The 7,470-nt window shown below is 69.3% G+C and carries 7 protein-coding genes; 1 reads left to right on the top strand and 6 read right to left on the bottom strand.

Annotation, left to right across the window (positions count from 1 at the left end; genetic code table 11):
• Positions 1–51: 51 nt before the first annotated feature.
• From ACFVV5_RS14540 to ACFVV5_RS14550, 3 genes are read right to left on the bottom strand one after another with little or no spacing between them, the layout of a single operon-like run.
• Positions 52–831 (bottom strand): amino acid ABC transporter ATP-binding protein, encoded by a 780-nt coding sequence (locus ACFVV5_RS14540; protein WP_387245389.1) that lies wholly within the window; start codon positions 829–831, stop codon positions 52–54.
• Positions 828–1,811, bottom strand: a complete 984-nt coding sequence (locus tag ACFVV5_RS14545; protein WP_387245393.1) for an amino acid ABC transporter permease — start codon at positions 1,809–1,811, stop codon at positions 828–830. Before ACFVV5_RS14545 ends, ACFVV5_RS14540 begins: the two co-directional genes overlap by 4 nt.
• Before the next feature lie 5 nt (positions 1,812–1,816).
• Positions 1,817–2,716: an ABC transporter substrate-binding protein gene (locus tag ACFVV5_RS14550; protein ID WP_387245396.1), complete on the bottom strand. Its 900-nt coding sequence runs from the start codon at positions 2,714–2,716 to the stop codon at positions 1,817–1,819.
• Positions 2,717–2,934: 218 nt separating this feature from the next.
• Between ACFVV5_RS14550 and ACFVV5_RS14555 the strand changes: the two genes are divergently transcribed.
• Positions 2,935–3,444, top strand: coding sequence for a GNAT family N-acetyltransferase (locus ACFVV5_RS14555; RefSeq protein WP_387245399.1), 510 nt, complete (start codon positions 2,935–2,937; stop codon positions 3,442–3,444).
• 21 nt (positions 3,445–3,465) lie between these two features.
• On the opposite strand, the gene ACFVV5_RS14560 is transcribed toward ACFVV5_RS14555, so the two are convergent.
• From ACFVV5_RS14560 to ACFVV5_RS14570, 3 genes are read right to left on the bottom strand one after another with little or no spacing between them, the layout of a single operon-like run.
• A complete protein-coding gene (locus ACFVV5_RS14560) occupies positions 3,466–4,971 on the bottom strand; it encodes an aromatic amino acid ammonia-lyase (RefSeq protein ID WP_387245402.1) in 1,506 nt (501 codons plus the stop codon).
• Positions 4,971–6,272 (bottom strand): NtaA/DmoA family FMN-dependent monooxygenase, encoded by a 1,302-nt coding sequence (locus tag ACFVV5_RS14565; RefSeq protein WP_387245405.1) that lies wholly within the window; start codon positions 6,270–6,272, stop codon positions 4,971–4,973. Before ACFVV5_RS14565 ends, ACFVV5_RS14560 begins: the two co-directional genes overlap by 1 nt.
• Before the next feature lie 23 nt (positions 6,273–6,295).
• Positions 6,296–7,318: a PLP-dependent cysteine synthase family protein gene (locus ACFVV5_RS14570; RefSeq protein WP_387245408.1), complete on the bottom strand. Its 1,023-nt coding sequence runs from the start codon at positions 7,316–7,318 to the stop codon at positions 6,296–6,298.
• Positions 7,319–7,470 lie beyond the last annotated feature (152 nt).

Here is a 7,470-nt window from a genome sequence, read left to right on the forward strand (position 1 = left end):
GCTCAATGGAGAAAGCGGGGGCATCCAGACCGGAAATTCCGGAGTTACCGGCTACAGCACCTTCGAGAGGAACGCCTGCGTGCGCTGGTGCTGCGGGTTCGCCAGCACCTCGCGCGGGTCGCCCGACTCGACGACGACGCCGCCGTCCATGAAGACCAGTTCGTCCGCGACCTCACGGGCGAAGCCCATCTCGTGCGTGACCACGATCATGGTCATACCGGATGCCGCCAGCCCCTTCATCACGTCGAGCACCTCGCCGACGAGCTCGGGGTCGAGAGCCGAGGTGGGCTCATCGAACAGCATCAGCTTCGGGTCCATCGCCAGGGCACGCGCGATCGCGACCCGCTGCTGCTGACCGCCTGAGAGGTGGGCCGGGTAGTGGTCGCCCTTCGTGCCGAGTCCGACCCGGGTGAGCAGCTCCTGCGCCCGCACGGCGGCCTGCGACTTCGGAACGCCCTTGACGCGCATCGGCGCCTCCATGACGTTCTCGAGCGCGGTCATGTGCGGGAACAGGTTGAAGCGCTGGAAGACCATTCCGATCTCGCGGCGCTGCTTGGACGCCTCCTTGGGCTTGAGCTCGTACAGCTTGTCGCCGTGCTGGCGGTAGCCGACGAGCTGGCCGTCGACCGAGAGCCGGCCCGCGTCCACGCGCTCGAGGTGGTTGATGCAGCGCAGGAAGGTCGACTTGCCCGAGCCGCTCGGCCCGACGATGCACAGCACGTCGCCCGGCTTCACCGACAGCGAGATGCTCTTCAGAACCTCGTTGGAGCCGAAGCTCTTCGAGACGCCCTCGGCGAGCACCATCGGTGTCGCGTTCGTCGCGTCGGTCATCCTTTGCCTCCCACTTCATTGCCCGCCGGTCCTTCGACCACCGGCACCGCTCCCGTCAGTGCGCCGTCGCCGCGGTCCGGCCGGCGAGCCGAGACACCGCGCGAGAACCGCCTCTCGAGGAAGTACTGGCCCACCATCAGGATCGAGGTGAAGAACAGGTACCAGATCGAGGCCACGATCAGCAGCGGGATGGGGGTGAACGTCACTGCCGAGATGTCCCGCGCGACACCGTACAGGTCGGTGGTCAGCGGGATGGCCGCTACCAGCGAGGTCGTCTTCAGCATCGAGATCACCTCGTTGCCGGTCGGCGGGATGATCACGCGCATAGCCTGCGGGATCACGATGCGGACCATCGTCTGGCCCCACGACATGCCGAGCGCGGTCGCCGCCTCCTCCTGGCCGGCGTCGACCGACAGGAGGCCGGCGCGCACGATCTCAGCCATATATGCCGCCTCGTTGAGCGCCAGGCCGACGATCGCGATGACGAACGCGTTCTGCATGAACGCGAGGTCGAAGGTGACGCCGATGTCGGTCCACGGCACACCGAGGAAGATGTGGGGGTAGATCAGCGAGAAGAGCCCCCAGAAGACCAGCTGCACATACACAGGGGTGCCGCGGAAGATCCAGAGGTACAGCCAGGCGATCGACTTGACGACCGGGTTCGGCGAGAGGCGCATGACGGCCAGGCAGAGGCCGAGCACGACACCGATGATCATCGAGTAGATGGTGAGCTGCAGAGTGACGAGCGCGGCAGCGCTGATGCGCCGGTCGAAGATGTACTTTCCCACCGACGCCCAGCCGTAGGCCTCGCGCTGCGACGCGTCCACGACGAACCAGATCAGCAGCAGGATGAGCACCGCGGCGAAGAAGATCCGCCACGGGTGCCGGAGCTTGATCGCTTTGATCGGCTCCGATTGCGTGGTGCCGGCCGGCGGCGGGGTGGTCCCCGTCGCCGGCCGGTCCTGGTCGCCCAGGGTCATCGGAATCAGCCCTTCGAGGCGGCGTTGACGTCGGCGGTGGTCACGGCGCCGTCGGCGACGCCCCACTTGTCGAGGATCTTGCCGTAGGTGCCGTCGTCGATCAGCGCCTGGATGGTCTTCTGGATGACCGGGGTGAGGTCCGAGCCCTTGGCGAGCGGGATGCCGTACGGCGCGACCTCGAAGGCCTTGCCTGCCGACTGGAGCTTGCCCTGCGACTTGGCGATGGCGGCGAGCGTCACCGGGGAGTCGGCGCTGAGCGCGTCGGCCTGGCCGAGGACGACCGCGTTGGTGGCGGCGTCCTGGGTGTCGAAGCGCAGCGCCTGGATGGCCGGCTTGCCGGCGTCGGTGCACGCCTTCGACTTGGCGGGGACCTCGTCGGTGTCCTCGTACGTGGTGGACTGGACAGCCACCTTGAGGCCGCAGGCGTTGGCCGGGTCGACGGTCTTGCCCTTCTGAGACGCCCACTGGATGCCGGCGGTGTAGTAGTTGACGAAGTCGACCTGCTTCTCGCGCTCGACGGTGTCGGTGAACGACGACATGCCGATGTCGTCTTTACCGCCGGCGACGCTCGGGATGATGTTGTCGAACTTCGCGATCGCGTAGTTGGCCTTGAGGCCGAGCTTGGCGGCGATGGCGTTGGTCAGGTCGACTTCCCAGCCGGCCGGGTTGCCGTTGTCGTCCTTGAACTCGTTCGGCGGGTACGTGTTGTCCATGCCGACGGTCAGGGTGCCCGCCGACTTGATCTTCTCCGGCAGTTGCGACGCCAGGCTGTCGTCCTTCTTCACGCTGGCCGAGCTCGACGATGAGCTGCTGCCGGACGGCGTGGAGTTGTCGACACAGCCGGTGAGCGCAAGCGCTGCAATGGCGACAAAGGCGGCCGCAGGGGCCACATATCGGATGCGCATGATGGTTTTCTGTCCTTCTTCCGGTGCAGGGGATGCAGGTACGGGTGAGTGGAGCATACCTCAGCCACCACACCCTCCTGTCACACTAAATCACGCGTGCAACGCCCCTTTTCACGGAGATTTCCGGCAGATTTCGCAGTTTTTTGCGCGAGATCCGTCGTGCGTGTCGAAGTGTGAAACGGGACGCGCATCCGGTGCCGTGCCCGCGTTATCGTCGGATGGTGACAGACGACTCCTCCAGCTTCGCCGATTCCACCATCGTCGTGGTGACGAGTCCCGACGATCCCCTGGCCGCTCCGCTCGTCGAGGAGCTCTCCCGCGAGTACGACGAGCGGTACGGACTGAACGACGGCATCCCGTCGTCGGCCGAGCTGTCCCGGTATCCGGCCGAGGTGTTCAGTGCGGCGCAGGGCGGCACGTTCATCCTGCTGCTGGCCGACGGCGAACCGGTCGCCGGGGGCGCGTTCATGCGCGAAGACGACGACACGGTCGAGGTCAAGCGGGTGTGGACCCATTCGCGATTCCGCCGTCGCGGCCTCGCCCGCCGCGTGATGGCCGAGCTGGAGGCGGAGGCACGCCGTCGCGGTGTGACGACCGTGGTGCTGACGACCGGCGCCCGCCAGCCCGAAGCGGTCGCCCTCTACCTGTCGCTGGGCTACACGCCGCGCTTCGAACTGGACGGCGACTGGGAGGCCGTCTCCTACCTCTCGTTCGACAAAGCGCTCTGACGGCCGGCCCGGCACGGCCGGTCAGGCTCGCGAGGCGAGAGCGACGCGGGCCGCCGGCACGAGCTCGTTGGCGGGGATGCCGCTGGCAGTGAGCGCGTCGAGCTCCGCGAAGAGCGGCGCCGTGCCGACGCCTGTGGGCACAGCACCGGATGTCCGCAGCAAGTCGGTCGCATGCAACGCCTCGATCGCCACGACCTCGCCCGTGAGGTCGAGCGAGCGCTGCAGCAGTTGCAGGGCCACCGGAGCCAGCGAGGCGTGGTCTTCGACGCCCGACAACGTCGTGATGCCGAGTGTGACCGGCCCGGCGAGCTGGCGGAGTTCGGCGACGGCGGCAGCGGCGGAGTACAGCAGCAGGCCGGGCACGCGGGTGTAGCCGGCGGCTCGCGCAGGAGCGAGCGCCACCGAGTGGGCTGCAGCACGGCGTTCGGCGGCGGAGGCCACGTGGGCGAGCACCAGCCGGAGGCTCTCGAAGGCCAGGGCGAGGGGCAGGGCTTGGAAGTTCCCGCCGGAGACCATCCGGCCCGTCGCGATGTCGACCAGCGGGTTGTCCGTGCGGGCGGCGAGCTCGGTCTCCAGTTCGGCCGTCGTCCGTGCGATCGCCTCGCGGAGCGCTCCGTGCAGCTGCGGGGCGGTGCGGAACGCCAGCGGGTCCTGCACGGTCACCTCGCGTCCGGGCCGTTCGAGGGCGCTCCCGTCGAGGGCCGCCCGGATCGCCGCACTCGACGCCTGCTGACCGGTTCCGCCCCGGGCATCCGCCACCACTGCACTGTAGGCGCTCAGATTACCGGCGGGACCGGCTGCCCCGATCGCCTCGAGCGACAGCGCCACGGAACGGTCGGCCGCCTCGGCCAGGTGCCGGGCGTCGGTGACCGCCAGGGCGCCGACGCCGATGCTGTACGCGTTCGAGCTCAGCACGGCCAGACCCTCGTGCGGGGCCAGAGCGATCGGCTCGAGCCCGGCCGCAGCCAACGCGACCGAACCACTCACCACGGCTCCGGATGCGCCGATCGCCCGCCCGTCGCCGGTCACGACGGCCGCGACCTCCGCGAGATGCGTGAGGTCGGCCGCCCCCACCGAACCGCGGCTCGGGATGACCGGATGCACGCCCGCGTCGAGCAGGGCCGCATACGCCTGGGCCAGCTCGGGTCTGACCCCCGACCCGCCGCGCGTGAACCCGATCAGCCGCGCCGCGACGACCGCGCGGACCTCGCGCTCGGACAACGCCTCCCCGATCCCACCGCGGTGGTTGGCGATGGTGCGCCGCTGGAAGTCGGCGAGCTCGCTCGGGTCGATGGCGGCATCCCGTCCCGCTCCGAGTCGGCGGTTCAGTCCGTAGACAGGAGCACCCGTCGCGATGGCGTCGTCGACGACGGCTCGCGACGCCGCGAGAGTGGCGAGGGTCTCGGGCGACAAGGTGACCGCGGCGCCGTTGGCGAGAGCGACCAGGTCGGCGACGCTGGGCGCAGTGCCGGCCAGCTCGATCACCGGGCGCTCCGCCGCGCGCTCCGCCGCGCGCTCGGCCGTCATCAGAATTCCAGCAGGTTCTGGCGCAGACCGCCGCCGCCGAAACCGGTGCGGATCAGTCCGCGCCGGCGCAACGCCGGAACCAGCGAGTCCAGGGTGCGGTGGACGTTCGCCGGATGCACCTGGCCGGTGAAGAGGAACCCGTCGCCTCCGACCGCCTCCCCCAGTCCCCCGAGATGGTCGGCGATCTCGTCGGCGGTCCCGACGATCGCCAGGCCGTCTTTGCGGGCACGTGCCTGCAGGATCTCGCGGAGAGTGGAACCGGCCGGAGCCGACTTCACGAAGTTGTCGAGGGTGCCCTGGTTGCTGTTCGTGGTGACCTCGGGCAGCGGCGCGTCGAGATCGAATCGCTTGAAGTCGACGCCGCTGAGGTACGAGATGGACTGCAGCTGCTCGTCGATCGCGGCCTGGGTGAGCTCGGCACGGGCGGCCTTGACGGTCGCCGTCTCCTCGGCGTTCGCGGTGACGATCGGATTCACGACGAAGAGCACTTTCACGGCATCCGGATCGCGGCCATGGGCAAGCGCCACCTGACGGATGGAGTCGCGGTATTCGCGCATCCGCTCGGGCGTCGAGGCGAGGGCCAGGATGACGTCGGAGTTCTTCCCGGCGAAGTCGCGGCCGCGGCCGGATGCGCCGGCCTGCACCATCACAGGCTCCTCGGCGGCGGGCGCGGTGTTCAGAGGACCCCGGACGGTGAAGAAGCGACCGTCGTGGTCGATGGTGCGCACTTTCGTGAAGTCGGCGTAGACGCCGCGCCCGACGTCCTCGACGATTGCGTCCTGGTCCCAGCTGCGCCAGAGCGTGCGAACGACCTCGACCCACTCGTCGGCGCGGTCGTAGCGGAGGTCGTGCTCCACCTGCTTGTCGAGGCCGTAGTTCTGGGCGGCGAGGTCGGAACCGCTGGTGACGACGTTGAAGCCGAGCCGGCCCTGCGCGAAATGCTGCAGAGTGGAGAGCAGGCGAGCGGCCGTGAACGGCTCGTAGAAGCTCGCGCTGAGCGTCGGGACGATGCCGAGGTGGCTGGTGGCGCTCAGCAGATAGGGGACGAGCGGCAGCGGGTCGTGCTTCGGAACGAAGCGGGCGGCGGCGAGGTTCACTTCGGCCGAGCCGCCGTAGGTGTCCGGCACGGCGACGCCGTCTTCGATGATGAAGAGGTCGAACCCGCTGGCCTCGAACTGGCGCGCAGCGTCCTGGTAGACCCGCGGCTGCTTCCAGTCGTAGCCGATGCCGTAAGTGGGGTCGCCCCAGCCCTGCACGCCGAAACCGGCGCCGAGGAACCATCCGAAGTGGAGAAGACTCATGTGCTCCCTCGTCGTCTTTCGACCTACTCGTCGCCGGCGAGACCGGCGGCCGCCAGCCATTCCGGATCATAGGCCTTGGTGAGGTAGTTGACACCTCCGTCGGGCGCGATCGCCACGACCACCGAACCGGGTTCGGCATCCCGGGCGACCCGGAGCGCCACGGCGATCGCCAGGCCCGACGACGGGCCGAGCAGCAGGGCCTCCTCGGACGCGAGCTGCCGGATGGTCCGGTAGACCTCGCGGTCGTCGACCGTGCGCACCGCGTCGACCACGGCGTGGTCGAAGGTCTCCGGCCAGAATTCGCGAGGCCAGGCCGACCCGACACCGTCGACCAGGATGCTCCCGGCTGGACCGCCGCCGTACGTGGAGCCGACCGGGTTGGCGCCGATCACACGCACCTCGCCGGCGCTCACGTCCTTGAGGAAACGGCCGGTTCCGCTCACCGTTCCTCCGGTGCCGATCGCGGCCACGAAGTGGGTGACGCTCGCGGCCGTCTGCCGCCAGATCTCGGGGCCCGTGCCCTGGTAGTGCGCATCCGGGTTGGCTGTGTTCGCGAACTGCGAGGAGCGCCACGACCCAGGCGTCTCGGCGGCGATCCGGTCGGCGATGGCCCGCGGGTTGGCCGGGTCGCTCGGGGCGGCCTCCCAGTCTGCCTCGACGAGCCGCGCCCCGTAGGCGGTGAGCACTTTGCGCTTCTCGTCGGAGATGTCGGAGCTGTGCACGATGACGACCGGATGCCCGGTGAGCCGTCCGATGAGGGCGAGCCCGATCCCGGTGTTGCCGGAGGTGGCTTCGACGATCGTGCCGCCGGGTACCAGTACGCCGGAGGCCTCGGCCGAGCGGATCATGTTCAGCGCGATGCGGTCCTTGGAGGATCCGCCGGGGTTGCGGCCTTCGAGCTTGACGAGGACCCGCGAACCGATCCCGCGGGTGAGCGCGTGCAGTTCGACGATGGGCGTGTTGCCGACGAGCGAGGCGACCGAGTCGTGCACCTCACCGGCGGGCGCGCTCGTCGCCGTACCGGGGTGGAGTTCGAGATCGGTCATGGATAGACGATAGGCGCCCACCCCGTTCGCCGTCCCCCTGTTGCCGACTATTACGCGCTGTCCCCCACGCCGTCGAGTCCTGAGTTGGGGGGGGGGGGCACGGGGTCCGGGTGCATCCACACCCCCACCCCGATCAGCGGGGGGCCGCGGCG

The organism is Leifsonia sp. NPDC058248 (genome assembly GCF_042881905.1).
Taxonomy (GTDB): Bacteria; Actinomycetota; Actinomycetes; order Actinomycetales; family Microbacteriaceae; genus Leifsonia.

Coding starts and splice junctions, on each gene's coding strand:
- ACFVV5_RS14565 (WP_387245405.1), bottom strand. CDS start 6,272: ATGAGTCTTCTCCACTTCGGATGGTTCCTCGGCGCCGGTTTCGGCGTG.
- ACFVV5_RS14570 (WP_387245408.1), bottom strand. CDS start 7,318: ATGACCGATCTCGAACTCCACCCCGGTACGGCGACGAGCGCGCCCGCC.
- ACFVV5_RS14545 (WP_387245393.1), bottom strand. CDS start 1,811: ATGACCCTGGGCGACCAGGACCGGCCGGCGACGGGGACCACCCCGCCG.
- ACFVV5_RS14540 (WP_387245389.1), bottom strand. CDS start 831: ATGACCGACGCGACGAACGCGACACCGATGGTGCTCGCCGAGGGCGTC.
- ACFVV5_RS14560 (WP_387245402.1), bottom strand. CDS start 4,971: ATGACGGCCGAGCGCGCGGCGGAGCGCGCGGCGGAGCGCCCGGTGATC.
- ACFVV5_RS14555 (WP_387245399.1), top strand. CDS start 2,935: ATGGTGACAGACGACTCCTCCAGCTTCGCCGATTCCACCATCGTCGTG.
- ACFVV5_RS14550 (WP_387245396.1), bottom strand. CDS start 2,716: ATGCGCATCCGATATGTGGCCCCTGCGGCCGCCTTTGTCGCCATTGCA.